18 protein-coding genes and 2 pseudogenes are annotated in these 17,913 nt (G+C 74.0%); 5 read left to right on the top strand and 15 right to left on the bottom strand.

What is annotated here, in order from left to right; translation table 11 throughout:
* Positions 1–147 precede the first annotated feature (147 nt).
* From QUE40_RS01790 to QUE40_RS01740, 12 genes and pseudogenes are all read right to left on the bottom strand, one after another.
* Positions 148–723 carry a GNAT family N-acetyltransferase gene (locus QUE40_RS01790; protein WP_142004154.1) on the bottom strand — a complete coding sequence of 192 codons (576 nt, stop codon included), beginning with the start codon at positions 721–723 and terminating at the stop codon, positions 148–150.
* 86 nt (positions 724–809) lie between these two features.
* A complete protein-coding gene (gene proC / locus QUE40_RS01785; protein ID WP_142004153.1) occupies positions 810–1,652 on the bottom strand; it encodes a pyrroline-5-carboxylate reductase in 843 nt (280 codons plus the stop codon).
* A 42-nt stretch (positions 1,653–1,694) separates the two neighbouring features.
* A complete protein-coding gene (locus tag QUE40_RS01780; RefSeq protein ID WP_350227123.1) occupies positions 1,695–2,462 on the bottom strand; it encodes a proline dehydrogenase family protein in 768 nt (255 codons plus the stop codon).
* Positions 2,363–2,644 carry a hypothetical protein gene (locus QUE40_RS18745; RefSeq protein WP_350227040.1) on the bottom strand — a complete coding sequence of 94 codons (282 nt, stop codon included), beginning with the start codon at positions 2,642–2,644 and terminating at the stop codon, positions 2,363–2,365. Before QUE40_RS18745 ends, QUE40_RS01780 begins: the two co-directional genes overlap by 100 nt.
* A gap of 107 nt (positions 2,645–2,751) precedes the next feature.
* On the bottom strand, positions 2,752–3,597 hold the full coding sequence (locus tag QUE40_RS01775; protein WP_142004151.1) for a transglutaminase family protein: 846 nt from the start codon (positions 3,595–3,597) through the stop codon (positions 2,752–2,754).
* Complete coding sequence (locus QUE40_RS01770; RefSeq protein WP_142004150.1) at positions 3,594–4,535, bottom strand: alpha-E domain-containing protein; 942 nt, start codon at positions 4,533–4,535, stop codon at positions 3,594–3,596. Before QUE40_RS01770 ends, QUE40_RS01775 begins: the two co-directional genes overlap by 4 nt.
* On the bottom strand, positions 4,529–6,148 hold the full coding sequence (locus QUE40_RS01765) for a circularly permuted type 2 ATP-grasp protein (protein WP_392425299.1): 1,620 nt from the start codon (positions 6,146–6,148) through the stop codon (positions 4,529–4,531). The genes QUE40_RS01770 and QUE40_RS01765 overlap by 7 nt, the downstream gene beginning before the upstream one ends.
* Before the next feature lie 284 nt (positions 6,149–6,432).
* The gene (locus QUE40_RS01760) at positions 6,433–6,606 is read right to left on the bottom strand and encodes a hypothetical protein (protein ID WP_289232144.1); all 174 of its coding nucleotides are present in this window, start codon (positions 6,604–6,606) and stop codon (positions 6,433–6,435) included.
* Positions 6,607–6,732, bottom strand: coding sequence for a hypothetical protein (locus tag QUE40_RS01755; protein ID WP_289232143.1), 126 nt, complete (start codon positions 6,730–6,732; stop codon positions 6,607–6,609).
* Between the two features lie 3 nt (positions 6,733–6,735).
* Positions 6,736–7,011: a hypothetical protein gene (locus tag QUE40_RS01750; RefSeq protein WP_289232142.1), complete on the bottom strand. Its 276-nt coding sequence runs from the start codon at positions 7,009–7,011 to the stop codon at positions 6,736–6,738.
* A 12-nt stretch (positions 7,012–7,023) separates the two neighbouring features.
* Entirely contained in the window at positions 7,024–7,878 is an 855-nt protein-coding gene (locus QUE40_RS01745; protein WP_289232984.1) for a sugar phosphate isomerase/epimerase family protein, read from the bottom strand.
* A 211-nt stretch (positions 7,879–8,089) separates the two neighbouring features.
* A pseudogene (locus QUE40_RS01740) lies at positions 8,090–9,015 on the bottom strand (Ppx/GppA family phosphatase).
* A 38-nt stretch (positions 9,016–9,053) separates the two neighbouring features.
* Here QUE40_RS01740 and QUE40_RS01735 point away from each other — a divergent pair.
* Entirely contained in the window at positions 9,054–9,857 is an 804-nt protein-coding gene (locus QUE40_RS01735; RefSeq protein WP_142004147.1) for a DUF3109 family protein, read from the top strand.
* Positions 9,858–10,315: 458 nt separating this feature from the next.
* Here the strand turns inward: QUE40_RS01735 and QUE40_RS01730 are convergent, their stop codons facing one another.
* Entirely contained in the window at positions 10,316–10,936 is a 621-nt protein-coding gene (locus QUE40_RS01730) for a flavin reductase family protein (RefSeq protein WP_289232141.1), read from the bottom strand.
* 101 nt (positions 10,937–11,037) lie between these two features.
* Here QUE40_RS01730 and radA point away from each other — a divergent pair, with 101 nt between their 5' ends.
* The 4 genes and pseudogenes from radA (at position 11,038) to panC (ending at position 15,403) form a co-directional block, all read left to right on the top strand.
* On the top strand, positions 11,038–12,417 hold the full coding sequence (gene radA, locus QUE40_RS01725) for a DNA repair protein RadA (RefSeq protein WP_142004145.1): 1,380 nt from the start codon (positions 11,038–11,040) through the stop codon (positions 12,415–12,417).
* A 133-nt stretch (positions 12,418–12,550) separates the two neighbouring features.
* Positions 12,551–13,291: a D-Ala-D-Ala carboxypeptidase family metallohydrolase gene (locus QUE40_RS01720; protein WP_142004144.1), complete on the top strand. Its 741-nt coding sequence runs from the start codon at positions 12,551–12,553 to the stop codon at positions 13,289–13,291.
* Between the two features lie 148 nt (positions 13,292–13,439).
* Positions 13,440–14,504, top strand: a complete 1,065-nt coding sequence (locus tag QUE40_RS01715; protein ID WP_289232140.1) for a peptidoglycan recognition protein family protein — start codon at positions 13,440–13,442, stop codon at positions 14,502–14,504.
* Positions 14,505–14,555: 51 nt separating this feature from the next.
* Positions 14,556–15,403 (top strand): annotated as a pseudogene (panC, locus tag QUE40_RS01710) (pantoate--beta-alanine ligase).
* On the opposite strand, the gene QUE40_RS01705 reads toward panC, so the two are convergent.
* On the bottom strand, positions 15,322–16,329 hold the full coding sequence (locus QUE40_RS01705; RefSeq protein ID WP_289232139.1) for a tetratricopeptide repeat protein: 1,008 nt from the start codon (positions 16,327–16,329) through the stop codon (positions 15,322–15,324). The pseudogene panC and the gene QUE40_RS01705 sit on opposite strands and share 82 nt — an antisense overlap.
* The gene (locus QUE40_RS01700; RefSeq protein WP_289232138.1) at positions 16,326–17,780 is read right to left on the bottom strand and encodes a helix-turn-helix domain-containing protein; all 1,455 of its coding nucleotides are present in this window, start codon (positions 17,778–17,780) and stop codon (positions 16,326–16,328) included. The genes QUE40_RS01705 and QUE40_RS01700 overlap by 4 nt, the downstream gene beginning before the upstream one ends.
* Positions 17,781–17,913: the final 133 nt, after the last annotated feature.

The raw sequence follows: 17,913 nt of genomic DNA, 5'->3' as shown, positions 1-17,913 counted from the left end.
CTCCGCTCCGGCCGCCGGCTCGTTCCTCGCCGCCAACCTGCGCTGCGCGCTCCTCGCCGCTCATGCCTGCTGTCGCGCTCGGTCGCACTCCGCTCCGGCCGCCGGCTCGTTCCTCGCCGCCAACCTGCGCTGCGCGCTCCTCGCCGCTCAGACTGGCTCCGACGTCGGCACCGCACCCGGGTCCCCGCCCAGCGGGTAGACCATCGCCATCTCGAGGTTGTCGTCGTCCTCGTCGTCGGAGGCGTCCTGGGCGCGCATCGGGCGCCGGGCGTCGGTGGGGCGGAAGCCGTAGCTGCTGGCGAACGCCACGGCTCGGCCGTTGTCGGTGCCGACCCAGTAGACGACGTGGTCGCGCTGCTCGGCCCGGGCCTGCTGCACGCCGGCCTCGACCAGCTGCCAGGCGACGCCCTTGCCGCGCAGGTCGGGGGTGACCCACAGGCCGAAGATCTCGGCGACGACCTCGGTGTCGTCGCCGTCCTCGTCGACGTCCTCGGTGTCGATCACGTCACCGACCGACACCACACCGACCGGCTTGCTGTCGCGCTCGGCGACCAGTCGACGGGATCGCCCCATGCGCTGCCGCCAGAAGTCTTCGTCGAAGCTCTGCTCCTGCTCCCTGGAGGCTGCGAAGGCGTCGGGAGACTCCTCCAGCGCTGCCAGGCGGATGTCGCGGTAGATCTGCCAATCGTCGTCCCCGAGGACGCGCACCGTGATCGCCGTCATGCGACAACTGTCCCACGAGCCCCCTGCCCCCGGGTGGGGAGGCCAGCACCCGGTCAGCACCGACCGCGTGTGCTAGAAGGCGCGGCTCAGGCCTGCCCCGAGGCGAGCTCGGCGGAGCGCCGCGCGGCCGCCTCCATCGCGGTGAGGAAGGCCGCCCGCACCTTGTGGTCGTCCAGCTCGCGCAGCGCCGACATCGTGGTGCCGCCGGGGCTGGAGACCCGCTCGCGCAGCACGGTCGGGTGCTCGCCGGTCTCCTTCAGCATGGTGGCCGCGCCGTAGAGCGTCTGGACCACGAGCTCGGTGGAGGTCCCGCGCGGCAGCCCGAGCAGCACGCCCGCCTCGATCATCGCCTCGACGACGTAGAAGATGTACGCCGGTCCGCTGCCGCTGATCGCCGTCACCGCGTCCTGGTGCTCCTCGGGCACCGTCACGACCTTGCCGCACGAGCGCATCAGGTCCTGGGCCACCCACATGTGGTGGGCCTCGCAGTGCGTGCCGCCGCTGATCGCGGCCATCCCCTCGTCGACCAGCGCGGGAGTGTTGGGCATGACCCGGGCCACCGGGGTGCCCTCGGGCAGCCGCTCCTCGAGGAAGGCGGTGGTGATGCCGGCAGCGATCGAGACCACCAGCGTGCCGGGCTGCAGGTGCGGCCGGATCGTCTCCAGCACCGCCCCCATGTCCTGCGGCTTCACCGCCAGCACGACGGTGGTCACCTGCGGCACGGCGTCGGCCACGGACAGGACCTGGACGGCGTACTGCTTGCTCAGGGCGGCGAGCCGCTCGGCGCTGCGGTCGCTGACCAGCAGCTGCTCGGGGGTGCGGCCCGAGCGCAGCAGGCCCGAGACCAGCGTCTCGCCCATGACCCCGGCACCGATGATCGCCACCGGCTCGCGGCGGGACTCGTGGGATCGCTCGGCGGTCTGGTCCATCTCGATCTCCTCGTGCGGTGCGTCGGGGCCGGGGCCCGGGGACTACTTCTTCGTGGCCAGGGCGCGCAGGAAGAACATCGTGTTCGCCGGACGCTCGGCCATCCTGCGCATGAGATAGCCGTACCACTCCTGCCCGTAGGGCAGGTAGACGCGCAGCTGCTGCCCCGCGTCGGCGATCCGCTGCTGCTCCAGCGGGCGGATGCCGTACAGCATCTGCCATTCGTAGCTGTCCGGCGCGCGCCCCGCACCCTCGACCACGGACTGGACGACCTCGATGATCTGCGGGTCGTGCGTGGCGAGCATCGGGTAGCCCTGCCCCTCCAGCAGGATCCGGGCGCAGCGCACGTAGGACGTGTCGACCTCGACGGTCTCCTGGAACGCCACGCTCTCGGGCTCGCGGTAGGCCCCCTTGCACAGCCGCACCCGGCTGCCGCTCGTGGCCAGGTCGCGGCAGTCGGCCTCCGTGCGACGCAGGTACGCCTGCAGCACCGCCCCGACCCACGGGAAGTCCTGGCGCAGCTCGCCGAGCGTCGCGAGGGTGGCGTCGGTGGTGGTGTGGTCCTCCATGTCGAGGGTCACCGTGGTGCCGGCCTCCTGCGCGGCGGCGCAGATGCGCCGGGCGTTGTCGAGGCAGATGCGCTCGCCGTCGCGCGGCAGCGCCTGGCCGAGCGCGGAGAGCTTCAGGCTGACCTCGACCCGTCCGCCGTCGCTCAGACCGGCCGCGCCCAGCTCGCGCAGCAGCACCAGGTAGGCCTCGCGCGTGGCGTCGGCCTGGCTCTGCTCGAGGGTGTCCTCGCCGAGGAAGTCGATCGTGACCAGGCGGCCCGACCCGACCAGCTCGGCCGAGGCCGTGACGGCGTCGCGCGGGCTCTCCCCGGCACGAACCGGCGCACCACGTCGCGGCTCACCGGCGCCCGCTCGATCACGTCGCGCACCGTGGTGTTGCGGCTCAGCGCCAGCAGCGAGTTCCTGAGCAGGGCACCGGCATCCATCGTTGGCTCCTTCGACTCCGTTGTCGGCGCTCGCCCGACGGCGGAGGCGAGCGGGCTCAGGCTAGGCCAGCGAGGGCGTACGTCCGGAGCGGGGGCCGCAACCAGGCTCAGGCCAGCCGGGTCATCTCGACGCGGGTGAACATCGTCGAGCCGGGGGCGCCGGTGAAGATGCCGGAGAGGGGAACGACGTCCTTGTGGTCGCGCCCGACGCCCACCTCGACGTAGTGGTCGTCGGGCACGCTGCAGCGGGTCGGGTCCAGCGGCACCCACGCGCCGTCCCACCACTGGATCCAGGCGTGCGGGTCGCCGGGGTAGGTCTCGCCGACCTGCGGGTCGGGCTCGGGGAGCATGTAGCCGGCGACGTAGCGGGCCGGGATGCGGAAGGCGCGCAGCGCGCCGATGGCCAGGTGCGCGAGGTCCTGCGCGGTCGCCGAGCGCGCGGCCCAGGCCTCCTGGCTGCGCGGGTGCACGGTGGTGCGGCCGCGCACCAGCTCCATCTGGTCGCTGAGGTGCCGGGCGACCAGCGCGACGAAGTCCTCGGGGGCGGCGGAGTCGTAGCGCAGCCGCTGCAGCTCGGTGCGCAGCTCGGTGCCGGGCTCGACCCGCTCGTCGACCGACAGCACCTCCAGCCAGCGGTCGCGCACGTCGTCGGCGTACATCTGGTCCCACCCGAGGTGCTCGCTCTCGGCGGCGCGCCGGTCGACGGTGACCGTCGAGGTGGCCTCGACCTTCAGCTCGGGGTGGGGCTCGTGCACCTCGAACGAGGTGACCAGGGTGCCCCAGTAGTCGGTCCAGGTCATCGACCACGGGTGCGGCGAGACCTCGACCTTGGTGTACTGGACGGTCTGGTCGGGGTTGGACTGCGGCTGCATGCGCGCCTCGTTGTACGACGCGCTCGCCCCGCCCTTGTAGGTGTAGCCCGTGTAGTGGTGCAGCCGCAGCGTCATGCTCATTGGGTGCCTCCCAGCCACTCGGGCGCGACCGCTCCCTCGAAGTAGCGGGCGCTGACCGCCTCGGTCGCGTCGGCGCAGACCTGCTGCAGGCCCTGCATCTCCTCGGCAAGGTCGTCGAGCAGGTCGGTGACGGTGCGCACCTCGAGGGTGGCCCGCGCGCGACCGACGATGCGGGCGGCGTCGCCGCCGAAGCCCAGCCGCGGCTGGCGCGGGTCGAGGGCCTCGAGGCAGGCGGCCGCCTGGGTGAGCCCGAAGACCGCCGAGCGCGGGAAGAGCCGGTCCAGCAGCAGGAACTCCGCCGCGGCGCGCGGGGACTCGATCGCGCGGTAGGTGCGGGTGAAGGCGTGGTGGGCGCCGAGCAGCCGCAGCGACACCTGCCACGCGGCCTCGGCGCCGACCGGCTCGGGGCCTGCGGTGTAGGGCCGGACCAGGATCAGCCGGGCGGTCATGTCGACCCGCTCGATCGACCGGCCGAGGGTGAGGAAGTGCCAGCCCGCGTCGTGGCTGATCGTGTTGTCGCACAGGGCCGCGACGAGGTTGGAGCGCTCGCGCACCATGCGGAAGGCGTCGGCGGCGTGCCAGCGCGACAGCTGGCTGCCGTTGACCCGGTTGTAGGTCGTGTTGATCGCCTCCCACATCTCGGTGGAGACGACCTCGCGGGAGCGGCGGGCGCTCTCGCGGGCCGAGGCGATCGCCCAGGCCACCGAGGCCGGCGAGGAGGAGTCGGTCAGCAGCAGCCGCAGCACCGCCGCGCGGTCGGGCTCCCCGTCGGTGGGCACGCCCATCGCGGCCAGCAGCGAGCGGCAGGTCTCGGCCTGGTCGATCGTGGGGTCCTCGATGAGCAGCTGCAGGTGCACGTCGAGGGCGCGGGCGGTGCACTCGGCCCGCTCGACGTAGCGCCCGATCCAGAACAGCGCCTCGGCGATGCGGCTCAGCACGACGCTCCCCCGCTCTGGCTCTGCGACTGCGACTGGCTCTGCGACCCGTCGCCGCCCGACTGGGTCTGGCTCTGCGACTGCGACTGCGTTGCGTCCGGGCTGCCCTGTGCCGCAACGAGTTTCACGTTCGGGTGGAACGGGCCGTGCTCGGCGGCGCGGGCTGCGAGAGGTTCGACGGGCGTACGGCCGGAGATCACCCAGGTGTCCTTGGAGCCACCACCCTGGCTGGAGTTGACGATCAGCTCGCCCTCGGGGAGGGCGACCCGGGTCAGGCCGCCGGGCAGCACGTCGACCGTGCTGCCGTCGTGCACCGCGAACGGGCGCAGGTCGACGTGCCGCGGGGCCATCCGCCCGTCGATGTACGTCGGCACGGTCGACAGCTGCACCACCGGCTGGGCGATCCAGCCCCGTGGGTCGGCCATGAGCCGGCCGCGCAGCTGCTCGATCTCGCCCTTGCTGGCCCGCGGGCCGATGACGATGCCCTTGCCGCCCGAGCCGTCGACCGGCTTGAGCACCAGCTCGTCGAGGCGGTCCAGCACCTCCTCGCGGTGCTGCGGGTCCTCCATCCGCCAGGTGTCGATGTTGGCCAGGATCGGCTCCTGGGCGAGGTAGTAGCGGATCAGGTCGGGCACGTAGGTGTAGACGAGCTTGTCGTCGGCGACGCCGTTGCCGACGGCGTTGGCGATCGTGACGTTGCCGGCGCGGGCGGCGTTGAGCAGCCCGGGGACGCCGAGCACCGAGTCGCGCCGGAAGTGCACCGGGTCGAGGAAGTCGTCGTCGACGCGGCGATAGATCACGTCGACGGGGTGCAAGCCGTGCGTCGTGCGCACGAACACCTTGCCGTCGCGGGCGAGCAGGTCGTTGCCCTCGACGAGGCGCACGCCCATGAGCCGGGCCAGCAGGGCGTGCTCGAAGTAGGCGGAGTTGTAGACGCCCGGCGTCAGCACGACCACCGTGGGGTCGGCCGTGCCGCTCGGTGCGGTGGCGCGCAGGGCGGCGAGGAGCCGCCCGGGGTACTGCGCGACCGGCCGCACCCGCTGGCCGTGGAAGACCTCGGGAAGGGCCGCGCTCATCGCGCGCCGGTTGGTCATGACGTACGACACGCCCGACGGGATGCGCACGTTGTCCTCGAGCACCCGGAAGTTGCCGTGTGCGTCGCGCACCAGGTCGATGCCCGACACGTGCACGCGCACGCCGGCGGGCGGGCGCAGCCCCATCACGGCGCGCAGGAAGTGCGGCGAGCTGGTGACGACCCGGCGCGGGATCACCCCGTCGCGATAGACCTGACCCTCGCCGTAGACGTCGGCGAGGAACGCCTCGAGCGCCCGAACCCGTTGCGACACACCGGCTTCCACGACCCGCCACGACTCGGCGTCGATCAGCCGGGGCACGATGTCGAGCGGGAACGGCCGCTCCTCGCCGCCGATGTCGAACGTGACACCCTGGTCGAGGTAGCCGCTGCTGAGATAGCCCGCCCGGCGCTGCATCTCCTCGCCGGACAGGTGCTCGACCTGGGTGCGCACGGCGGCATACCCCGGGCGGACCTGCGGGCCGTCGAACATCTCGTCGTACGTCGCAGGCCGGGGTTCGTAACCGTCGAACAGGCCGTTCACGCGCGCCAACCTATCGGTCGAGGTCACACCTTCGGAGGCAGCGCCGGACCGGGGCGTCTGCCTACCCTGGCGGTTCGCGTCCGCGGGTCACCGAACCCGTTGCACCGCAAGCGAGCTGGGAGGTCACGCGATGGTGCCGCACGAATCAGCAACACCGACCACGGTCCGCCCCCGTCGACGAACGGTCGCGAAGGCCGCCGCCTGGACGGTGCCGACGATCGCCGTTGCCGGCGCCGCGCCCGCGCAGGCGGCCTCGCCCTGCGCGAGCGTGCCGAGCGTCGCCTTCAGAGGAGCTGGACAAACGCGTCCGCTACCGGGTGGCTGACCAGCACAGGGACCGGCGGGCTGGGGTTCATGAACGCCGACACCCAGTTCGGGGCGTTCCGCGACCCCGCCCCCGGCACCGGGACGGCGACCGTCTCGACCAGCATCACGCTGGTCCTGTCGCCGAACACCACCTACACGATGACGTTCCCGGTGGTCGCGTGGAACGTGCAGAACACGCAGACCGCCACCATCACCGTCAGCGGCGTCGGCACCCAGTCGGTGAGCCACAACACCGACAGCGCCAAGCCGGACGGCATCGTCTACACCTTCACCACGGGGGCGGCGACGACGTACACGATCACCGTGCGGGTGTCGGTCCCGCGACCCTCCGCCTCGGCCACCGGTGACGACATCGTCGTCGGCTCGCCCACCCTCGTCTGCGGCACCCGCCCGGCGACCGTGCAGCGCGCGCCGGCGGCGAACCCCTCGACCGCATCGACCAGCACCTCGGCGACCAGCCCGGCGACGCCGAGCTCGTCGACCACCACGACGCCGTCGTCGAGCCCGACCGTCTCTCCGACGGGGACGGGCAGCACCTCGACGCCCCCTCAGCGGCGCCGAGCGCCACGCCGACCGACTGAACCGAGCCCCGGCGCGTTCGTCGCCCCGCGGTCAGCGGGGGCGGCGAAGTGCAGCCGGGCGAACGCGAGCGCCTCGGCCAGGTCGAGCTCGCGCTGCTCGTCGTCGAGACGGCGGGTGCCGACCTCGACCACGATCGATCCCGAGAAGTCTTGTGCCGCAAGCGATTCCAGCAGCTCGGCGCACGGTTGGGTGCCGCGGCCGGGCACCAGGTGCTCGTCCTTGTACGACCCGCTCCCGTCGGCGAGGTGCACGTGGGTCAGGCGGTCGCCGAGGGCGTTGGCCATCGCGAGCGCGTCGGACCCGGCGGTGGCGGTGTGCGACAGGTCGAGGGTGACGTGGTCGTAGTCGACGTCGACGGGGTCCCAGTGCGGCAGGTAGGCCTGCATCTCGCGGGCACGGGCCCGCCAGGGGAACATGTTCTCGACGGCCAGCCGCACCTCGGTGCGCTCCTCGCGCTCGGCCACCCCCTCGACGAACTCCAGGGCGTAATCGCGCTGCCAGCGGAACGGCGGGTGGAGCACCACCGTGGAGGCCCCCACCTCCTCGGCGAGCTCGATGGAGCGGTCGACCTTGTCCCACGGCTCGGTGCCCCAGACGCGTTGCGTCAGCAGCAGGGTCGGGGCGTGGATCGAGCAGATCTCGACCTCGTGCAGCTCGGCGAGACCGCGCAGCGCACCCGCCTCCTGGCTGACCGGCTCGGTCCAGACCATGACCTCCACCGCGTCGTAGCCCAGCCGCCCGGCCAGCTCGAACGCCGAGGCGGCGCCGCGCGGATAGACCGAGGCGGTGGACAGCCCGACCTTGGCGTCGGGGACCTGCAGCGCGCGCCGCTCCGGCTCGACCCGCGGCGCGGTGCGGGCGGGGGCGCGACCCGGCTCGGGCGGGGCCAGCGGCTCGGGCTTCGGCTTGCGCACGTCGCCGGTCTTGCGCACGGGATCGGCCGCCTGACGCACCCGCTTCGCGGCCTGGCTCACGGCCTTGGCGGGGCGTGCACGGGTGCCCTTCTTGCGGGGCTGCGGGGTGTCTGGCACCTCAGGCCTCCAGCCAGTCCAGCCGCCGCAGGATCACGCCCTCGCGCAGCGCCCACGGGCACAGGTCGAGCTGCTCGACGTCGAGCAGGTGCATCGCCGACTCCACGACCACCGCCCCGGCGAGCAGCTGGTGGGCACGCCCCGCGGACACCCCGGGCAGCGCCGCGCGCTCCTCGACGGTCATCGTCGCGAGCCGGGGCACGAGGTCGGCCAGCTCGGACCGCACGAGCCGGCGGGGGACGTACGGGCCCTCGGCGCTGGGCGCCGCCCCGAGCACCCGCGCCAGCGAGCGGATGGTCTTGCTGGTGCCGACGACGTGGTCGGGTGGCCCGAAACGGTTGAGGTCTCTCACGATTCGGGCGATGTCGCTGCGCACCTGCTTGCGCAGCGAGCGCACGTCGTCGCGGCTGGGCGGGTTGCCGGGCAGCTCGCGCGACATGCGTCCGGCCCCGAGCGGGAGGCTGATCGCGGCGTCCGGCTCCTCGTCGATGCCGGTGGCGAGCTCGAGGCTGCCGCCGCCGATGTCGACGCAGAGCAGCCGCCCGCTGGACCAGCCGAACCAGCGCCGCGCGGCGAGGAAGGTCAGCCGGGCCTCGTCGGCGCCGCTGAGCACCTGCAGGTCGGCGCCGGTCTCGTCGCGCACCTGCTGCAGCACCGCCTCGCCGTTGGGCGCCTCGCGGATCGCGCTGGTGGCGAAGGCGAGCAGGTCTTCGATGCCCTCGTCCTCGGCGATCGTGAGGCACTCCCCACGAACGACACGAGCCGCTTGACGCCCTCGCCGGCGATGCGGCCGTCGTCCTTGGTGTGCTCGGACAGCCGCAGCGCGATCTTGTGCGAGAACGCCGGGAACGGCCGCGCGCCCCGGTGCGCGTCGACCACGAGGAGGTGCACGGTGTTCGAGCCGACGTCGATCACCCCTAGGCGCATGTCGGCCAGGCTACCGACCGGGAAGTATCGTCCGGCAGGTGACCGAGACGCCGCTGGACATCCCACGCACCTGGGTGGAGTTCGAGAACCCCGCCGAGACGGGTGAGCGGTTCCGCTGCGACCTCACCTGGCTCACCTCCAGCTGGACCTGCATCTTCGGCTCCGGCTGCCGCGGGATCTACGCCGACGCCCCCGACACCGGCTGCTGCACCCTCGGCGCGCACTTCAGCGACAAGGACGACCTGCGCAACGTCAAGCGGGTCGTCGCCGAGCTCGGCCCCGACGAGTGGCAGTACTACGACGAGGGGCACAGCAAGAAGGGCTGGCGCGAGAAGGAGGACGGCGAGACCAAGACCCGCGTGGTCGACGGCGCCTGCATCTTCCACAACCGGCCAGGCTTCCCCGCCGGCAGCGGCTGCGCCCTGCACCAGCACGCGCTGCTGGTCGGCGAGGAGCCGCACACGATGAAGCCCGACGTGTGCTGGCAGCTGCCGATCCGGCGCACCTATCGCACCGTGGAGCTGCCCGACGACACGTCCTACCTGGAGGTGTCGATCGGTGAGTACGACCGGCGCGGCTGGGGACCGGGCGGGCACGACCTCGACTGGTACTGCTCGGGCAACCCCGAGGCCCACGTCGGCGCCCAGCCGGTCTTCCGGTCCAACGAGGGCGAGCTGCGCCACCTGATGGGCGACGCCGGGTACGAGGTGCTGGTCGAGCACTGCGAGGCGCACCTGGAGCAGGCGAAGGCGGCGCGCCGCCCGGGCGGCCGCAAGCTGCTGCCGCTGCTGGTGCACCCGGCGACGCTCGCGGCGGAGAAGCAGAACCGCAGGAAGCGCTGACGCGCTGAGGGGCGAGCGGGGGTCCGCTTGGGGGTCCCTGTCGGGGTCTCGATCACTGACGGCCACGGTGCGCAGGCATGGTGAGGGATCTGGCCCGGGCGGGCGGGGAGGCCCTACGGGCCAGCCATCCGGCCTCGCAGGCTCGGCCTCCCGCCAGGCCCGTCCACGGCCCTACGGGCCTCCCCCGCCCGCCCGCGGGTCTCGGTCTCGCCTACGTCTCTGTTCGCTGCCAGGTCTGCACGGGCGTACGGGCTCTCCTCCGCCGGTGGCCGACGCTGCCAGCCGCATTTCGTTCACCGGTGCACGAAATGCGGAGGCCAGGCCCGGGATTCCAGGGGTGACCCACCCCAGATCGTTCACTGGTGCACGAAATGCGGAGGACAGGCCCGGGATCCCGGGGGAACGCCGCTCAGATCGTTCACTGGTGCACGAAATGCGGCAGGCGGTGGGGCCGGGGGTCAGTCGGCGAGGCGCTGCTGGCGCTGGGCGTACGTCTCGCGCGGGACCTCGCGGATCTCACCGAGGGTGGCCCACTGGTTGCGGCCGAGCCGGGCCATGGGGGCCAGGCGCTCGGGCAGCGGCAGGTCGTCCTCGGGCGACATGGCCTGCTCGGCGACGGCGACGTGCAGCACCTCGCCGAGCACGAGGGTGCTGTCGCCGACCTCGACGAGCTGGTGCAGCCGGCACTCCAGCGCGACGGGCGAGCCCGCGACGCGGGGCGGGGCGACGGTGCGCGACTGCTCGGTCTCGATGCCGACGGCGGCGAACTCGCTGACGCCGGGCGGGAAGTCGGTGCCGGTCTCGTTGATCTCGCGCTGCAGCCACTCGGGCGCGAGGTTGACGACGAACTCCTCGGTGGCGCGCACGTTGCGCAGCGTGTCCTTCACGCCGGTCGAGGTGAACTGCACGACCGGGGGCCGGCTCGAGGCGACGGTGAAGAACGAGTGCGGCGCGAGGTTGTCGACGCCGTCGGCCGACCGGCTCGACACCCAGGCGATGGGGCGCGGCAGCACGGTGGAGGTCAGCAGGCGGTAGGCCCGGCGGGGCTCGAGGTCGGCCACGGAGATCTCGGTACGCACGCGCCCAGTCTCGCGCGCGCGCTCGCCGGCGGGAGGGCCGGGGCGGTGCGCCCGGGCGGGTCGTCGGGGCGTTGTCGGTGCTCCCTCCTAACGTTTCCGTCATGGCCGCCAAGACCCGCAGTCCCCGACCGTCGTACAAGTGCACCGAGTGCGGCTGGACCGCCGTGAAGTGGGTGGGCCGGTGCGGCGAGTGCCAGGCGTGGGGCACCGTCGTCGAGGCCGGGGTCACCCCGGCCCGCACCGCCCCCGCGGCGGTGGTCGAGCGCCCGGCGCAGCCGATCGGCGAGGTCGACGCCACCCGGGCCGAGGCCCGCTCGACCGGGGTGGGCGAGTTCGACCGGGTGCTGGGCGGCGGGCTGGTGCCGGGTGCGGTCGTGCTCGTGGCCGGTGAGCCCGGCATCGGCAAGTCGACCCTGCTGCTCGACGTGGCGGCCCGGGCCGCGCGCGAGTCGCGGTCGGTGCTCTACGTCAGCGGCGAGGAGTCGGCGGCCCAGGTGCGCATGCGCGCCGAGCGCATCGAGGCCATCGCCCGCACGCTCTACCTCGCGGCCGAGACCGACCTGGCGACGGTGCTCGGGCAGATCGGTCAGGTCGAGCCCGACCTGGTCGTCATCGACTCGGTGCAGACCATCACCAGCGCCGAGGTCGACGGCGCGCCGGGCAACGTGTCGCAAGTGCGCGAGGTCGCGGCCTCGATCATCCAGCACGCCAAGGCCCGCGGCATCGCGGTGCTGCTCGTCGGCCACGTCACCAAGGACGGCTCGATCGCCGGCCCGCGGGTGCTCGAGCACCTCGTCGACGTCGTCGTGCAGTTCGAGGGCGAGCGGCACTCCCGGCTGCGGCTGGTGCGCGCGGTCAAGAACCGGTTCGGCCCCACCGACGAGGTCGGCTGCTTCGACCTGTCCGAGGTCGGCATCGTCGGCCTCCCCGACCCGAGCGGGCTGTTCCTCACCCGCCGCGACCAGCCGGTCAGCGGCACCGGCGTCACCGTCACCCTCGAGGGGCGGCGCCCGCTCGTGGCCGAGGTGCAGGCGCTGGTCGCCCCCGGCGGCGGCGGTTCGGCGCGGCGCACCACCAGCGGCCTGGAGTCCTCGCGCGCCGCGATGGTGCTGGCCGTCCTCGAGAGCCGCGTCGGCATCAGGCTGCGCGACCACGACTGCTACCTCTCGACGGTCGGCGGCGTGCGCATCGCCGAGCCGGCCAGCGACCTGGCGATGGCGCTGGCCGTGGTGAGCGCCAGCTCCGGCCGTCCGCTGCCCGCGGGCTGCATCGCCGTCGGCGAGGTGGGGCTGGCCGGTGACGTGCGCGCGGTCGGCGGCGTCCCCCGCCGGCTCGCCGAGGCCGCCCGCATCGGCTTCACCCGCGCGATCATCCCCCGCGGCTCGCTCGGCAACGAGACGCTGCCCGCCGGCATGCGCGTCATCGAGGTCGACGACCTCGCGAGCGCGGTCGACGTGGCGCAGCCGAGCCGCACCGGCTGAGGCGCGCTGCCCAGCGCGCGCTGCGGCCCGAGGCCACCGCGCCCACCCGGACAACCCGGACATTCGCGTTGTCCCTGGTGACCGGCCGCAGGGCTACGCGAGCGTAGGAGCTCCCCGAACCGAGGAGTTCCTCATGCGAACCGCACGTTCCCTCCCTCACCTGATCGCCGCCGGTTCCCTCGTCGCTGCCGGCCTCACCGGCGTCGGCGTCGCCACCGGCGCCTCGCAGGCGTCGGCCGCGCAGGCCTGCGAGAGCTGGTCGAGCACGCTGCGCCCGGGGTCCACCGGCTCCGGCGTCAAGGAGCTGCAGATCCGGGTCGCCGGCTGGGTGCCGAGCGGCCAGGTCATGGGCGCCGACGGCATCTACGGCGACCAGACCAAGGCGGCGGTGGCCCGCTTCCAGAAGGCGTACGGCCTCGCAGACGACGGCATCGCCGGCTCGCAGACCTTCGCCAAGCTGCGCTCGCTGACCAAGTCCGACTGCACCCCGATCAACTTCACCTATGCCGAGGCCAGCAACAACTGCGGCAAGGGCTTCACCGGCAGCGCGTCGGTGAAGGAGAACCTGCGCCGCTCCCTGTGGCAGGCCCAGGCGCTGCGCCGGCAGCTCGGCGACAAGCCGCTCCCGGTCAGCTCCGGCTTCCGCGACAGCGCTTGCAACTCCGCCTCCGGCGGCGCGTCGAGCAGCCAGCACCTCACCGGCAAGGCGCTCGACTTCACCCCGCCGAGCGGCGTCAGCATGTGCGCCTTGGCCCGCCAGGCCCGCTCCGCCGGCTACGGCGGCATCTTCGGGCCGGGCTACCCCGGGCACAGCAACCACGTGCACGGCGACTGGCGCACGACCAAGGCCTGGTCCGCGTCGCAGTGCTTCTGAGGCCGCTCGGGCCACCCGCCCACGCTCGGCACGACCACCCCCTGCCCCTCCGAACCGCTGACCGATCCCCCTGCCTCCGGTCGGCGCAGCGTGCCGGGCGGCCCGCCCTCCGGGCCGCCCGGCACCACCCCGCAGCAAGGAGACCCGCATGCCCGCCATCACCCGCCGCACCCTGCTCGGCAGCGCCCTCGGCGCCGCGGCCCTGACCGGGGCCGCCACCCACAACGCCCCCGGCGCCGCCGCGGTCGAGCGGCCCAGCATCATCGGCACCGCGACGTGGGGTGCCGAGCCCGCCCGCGAGCCCATCACGATGGTCGGGCCGCCGCGCACGATCGTCGTCCACCACACGGCCTCGGCGAACGTCTCGGACGTGAGCCAGCAGGCGGCGTACGACATCGCCCGGCAGATCCAGCAATGGCACTTCGCCCGCGGCTGGGCCGACACCGGCCAGCACTTCACGGTCAGCCGCGGCGGGTTCGTGCTCGAGGGCCGGCACCGCACGCTGGAAGGGCTGGACGGCGGGCAGCGACAGTTCCCGCTCGGCGCGCACAGCCTGAGCCAGAACCGGACCGCGCTCGGCATCGAGAACCAGGGGACCTACACCTCCACGCTGCCGCCGGCCGCCCAGTGGCAGTCGTTGGTGCGGCTGTGCGCGTTCCTGTGCCAGACGTACGCCCTCGCGCCCAGCGCGATCCAGGGGCACCGCACGTTCGACTCGACCGACTGCCCCGGCGACGCGTTCTTCGCCGAGCTGCCCCGGCTGCGCACCGACGTCGCGGCGCTGCTCGGCGGCGGTGGCGGGACGACCCAGCGGCCGTGGCCGGTGCTGCGGCCGGGCGCGACCGGATTCCGCGTGACGTGCGCCCAGCGGCTGCTGCGGCAGGCCGGGCACGAGGCACCCACCGGCGGGGTCTTCGACGACCCGACGACCGCCGCGGTCAAGGCCTTCCAGAGCAGCAGGTCGCTGGACCCCGACGGGGTCGTCGGTCGCCTCACCTGGGAGGCGCCGCTCGCCCTGACCCGCCGGAACGGCGACCGGGGCGAGGGCGTGCGCGCCGTGCAGACCGCGCTCACGGCCCGCGGCGCGTCGGTCACCGTCGACGGGATCTTCGGCTCGGTCACCCAGGCCGCGGTCGAGCGGTTCCAGGACGCCCAGGGTCTGACCGTCGACGGGGTGGTCGGCCTCGACACCTGGTCGCGGCTGCTGGCCTGAGCGCGCCCCGGTTACCCTCGGCGTCCGAGGCCAACCGACCCCGAGGTAACCATGCCGCTGCACACCGTCACGACCGTCGCCGAGTGCCGGGCGGCGCTCGAGGGCGCCCGCCGCGCCGGCCGCGAGATCGCCCTGGTGCCGACGATGGGCGCGCTGCACGAGGGGCACGCCGCGCTGGTGCGGCACGCGCGCGAGGTGGCCGACGTGGTGGTGGTCTCGATCTTCGTCAACCCGCTGCAGTTCGGCGAGCGCAGCGACCTCGAGCGATACCCGCGCACCCTGGAGGCCGATCAGGCGCTGCTGGAGGAGCTGGGGGCCGACCTGCTGCTCGCGCCCGACGCGGAGCAGATGTATCCCGACGGCGGCTCCAGCACGACGGTGCACGCCGGGCCGCTCGGCGACGAGCTCGAGGGGCCAGCCGGCCGGGCCACTTCGACGGCGTGCTCACCGTCGTCACCAAGCTGCTGAACATCACCCAGCCGACGATCGTGTGCTTCGGCGAGAAGGACGCCCAACAGGTCTTCCTGGTGCGCCGGATGATCCGCGACCTCGACCTGCCGGTGGCCGTGCACGAGATCGAGACGGTGCGCGAGGCCGACGGGCTCGCCCGCTCCAGCCGCAACGTCTTCCTCGACGACCGGCAGCACGAGGTCGCCCTGACCCTCTCCCGGGCGCTGCGGGCGGCCGCCGCGGCCCGGGCCGACGGCGTGCCCGCCATGCTCCGGGCCGGCCGGGCGGTGCTCGACGCCGCCGACGACGTCGACCTGGACTACCTCACCGCCGTCGACCCGGAGACGTTCGCGCCGGCGCCGGACGATCACGCCGGCGACGTGCGCCTGCTCGTCGCCGCCCGCGTGGGGCCGGTGCGTCTCATCGACACCCTGCTCGCCCAGAGCTGACGCAGCTCGGCGGCCTGGCGCCGCTCGCCCCGCTGCTCGTGCCGCCGCAGGGCCGTACGCCAGTGCTCGTCGGCCTCGTCGTGCCGGCCGAGCCCGTCGAGCGCCATCGCGAGCCGCCGCCGGATGCTCACCTCCCACTGCCCCGCGCCGCGGTCGTCGACCAGGGCCAGCCCGTCGCTGAGCACGCTGATCCCGCCGCGCGGGTCGCCGGCCACGACGTGCCAGTAGCCCAGCTCGTCGAGCGCCTCGGTCTCCAGCGCCCGGTCGCCCACCGACCGGCTCACCTCGACCGCCTCCTCCAGCAGCGACCGGGCGTCGGTCAGCGCACCGTCGTCGCGCAGCATGACGCCGAGGTTGATGAGCGTCATGGCGATGCCGCGCGGCACGCCGAGCCGGCGGTAGAGGTCGAGCGAGCGACGCTCGGACCGCACGCCGTCGGCCCGTTTCCCGACCGCCGCCTGCAGCAGTCCGAGGTCGCGCCAGGCGGCGGCCGCGCCCCGCTCGTCACCCTGCTGCAGCGACAGCGCGAGCCCGCGCATGCAGGCCTGCACGGCGTCGGGCAGCCGGCCGAGCCGGCGCAGCGCGATGGACCCGGCGATCTCGGCCCCCGCCTCGGCGAGCGGGCGTGCGTGCTCCCGGGCGAGCCGCGCCGAGGTCTGCGCGGCCTCCGCGGCGGCCGCGTGGTCACCGCGGCCCGAGCGCGCCAGGGCCAGGTCCTGCCACAGCCAGACCCGCTCGTCGGGGGCGTCGTCCGGCAGGTGCTCCAGGGCCAGCTCGAGGGTCTCGGGCCAGCCGAGGTTGTCGGCCTTGGCCACGAAGAAGGTCATCAGCCCCAGCGCCAGGTGGGCGACGGCGAGCCCGCTCTCGTCGCCGTGCCCCGCCACCACCCGGGCCAGCGCCAGCACCTGGTCGGCGTCGGCGCTCACCAGCTCCAGGCACGCGCTGGGCCCCAGGTCCGGGTCGAGCGGGCGGGTGAGCGCGCCGTGGTCGATCCCGCTCGGCGGCGTGCGGGACAGCTCACGGCTGCGCCAGGCGAGCGCGACGTAGTGCCGCAGCACGCGCAGGCGCAGCGCGTGCCGCCGGGCGGGTGTGGTCGTGGACTCGGCCCAGCTGCGGGCGACGGCGTGCACCAGGTCGTGGACGGCGTACTGCCCGCTCGCGGACTCCTCGGCCAGGTTGGCCTCGACCAGCCGGTCGACCGCGGCCGCGCTGCGCGCCCGGCTCCACCCGTGCGCCGCGCCGATCGCCTCGACCGAGACGGCGTACGTCGGCAGCAGCCCGATGGTGTGCAGCGCCTCGGCCGCGAGCCGGTCGGTGCGGCTCGCGCTGCTGCGCAGCTGCTGCATGCAGTCGCCGAGGGTCTGCTCGACGCCCAGGCCGCCGCAGTGCAGCTCGACCAGCGGCCCGTGCTCGCCCAGCCGCTCGGCGAGGTCGGCGACGCTCCACGAGGGCGCGCCTGCAGGCGGGCGCCGACGATGCGCAGCGCGAGCGGCAGCCCGGCGCACCCCTCGACCAGCCGGCGCAGCGCGTCCGCGTCGGGGTCGGTGCGCTCCCGGCCCAGCACGTGGCGCAGCAGCTCGGTCGCGGAGGCGTCGTCGAGCCGGCCGAGGTGGAAGGCGCTGGTCGGGGCCGACAGCCCGCTGCGCGAGACCACGACGACGGCGTTGCCGGCCGTGCCCGGCAGCAGCTGGGCGACGTCGGCGGCGCCCTCGTGGTCGGCGGCGTCGTCGAGCACGACAAGCAGCCGGGTGCCGTTGGTCAGCGTGCGGTAGGCGGCCGCCGCCTGGTCGGCGTCGCGCGGCACGTCGTCGCTGTGCACGCCCAGCGACACCAGCAGGTATGCCAGCGCCGCCCGGGTGTCGAGCGCACCGGCCGGGTGGTGGCCGCGCAGGTCGAGGTAGATCTGCCCGTCGGGGAAGTCCGGCGCCACCGCGTGACCGACGCGCAGCGCGAGCGACGTCTTGCCGATGCCGGCCATGCCCGTGATGCCGACCACCTGCGGGGCCAGGCCGGCCGGCTCGCGCAGCCGGTCGGTCACCGCGCGCACCAGGTCGTCGCGGCCGACGTGCAGCGGCGGCGGCGCGGGCAGCTGCGCGGGGCGCAGCGCCCACCCGGGGCGCACCTGGTCGGGGCGGGTCCAGGTCTCGCCGACCCGGCGCCTGCTGCACACCTGGCGCATCCGCCGCGCGTCGTCCTCGTCGAGCCCGAGCCCGCGCACGAGGGCGTCGATCGTGCTGGCGCGCGGGCGTTTCCGCCGGCCGCGCTCCAGCACGCTGATGCCCTCGACGCTCAGGCCGCAGCGCTCGGCCAGCTGCTCCTGCGTGAGGCCGCACGCGAGCCGTAGCCCACGCAGCGTCGCACCGAAGTCGTCGCTCATCGCTCCCCCGGGATGCGGTCGACCGTTCCCTGTCCGAGTCCAAACCTAGGAGCAAGTGCGGGGGCAACCCGCCCGAGCGGCCGCCCGAATTTCCCCGGGTCGGCACAGCGGCCGCACAGCCGGCTCTGCTGTG

Origin of the sequence: Barrientosiimonas endolithica, assembly GCF_030296655.1 — a bacterium.
GTDB lineage: Bacteria > Actinomycetota > Actinomycetes > Actinomycetales > Dermatophilaceae > Barrientosiimonas > Barrientosiimonas humi.
This window is presented reverse-complemented; position numbering and strand designations above follow the sequence as displayed.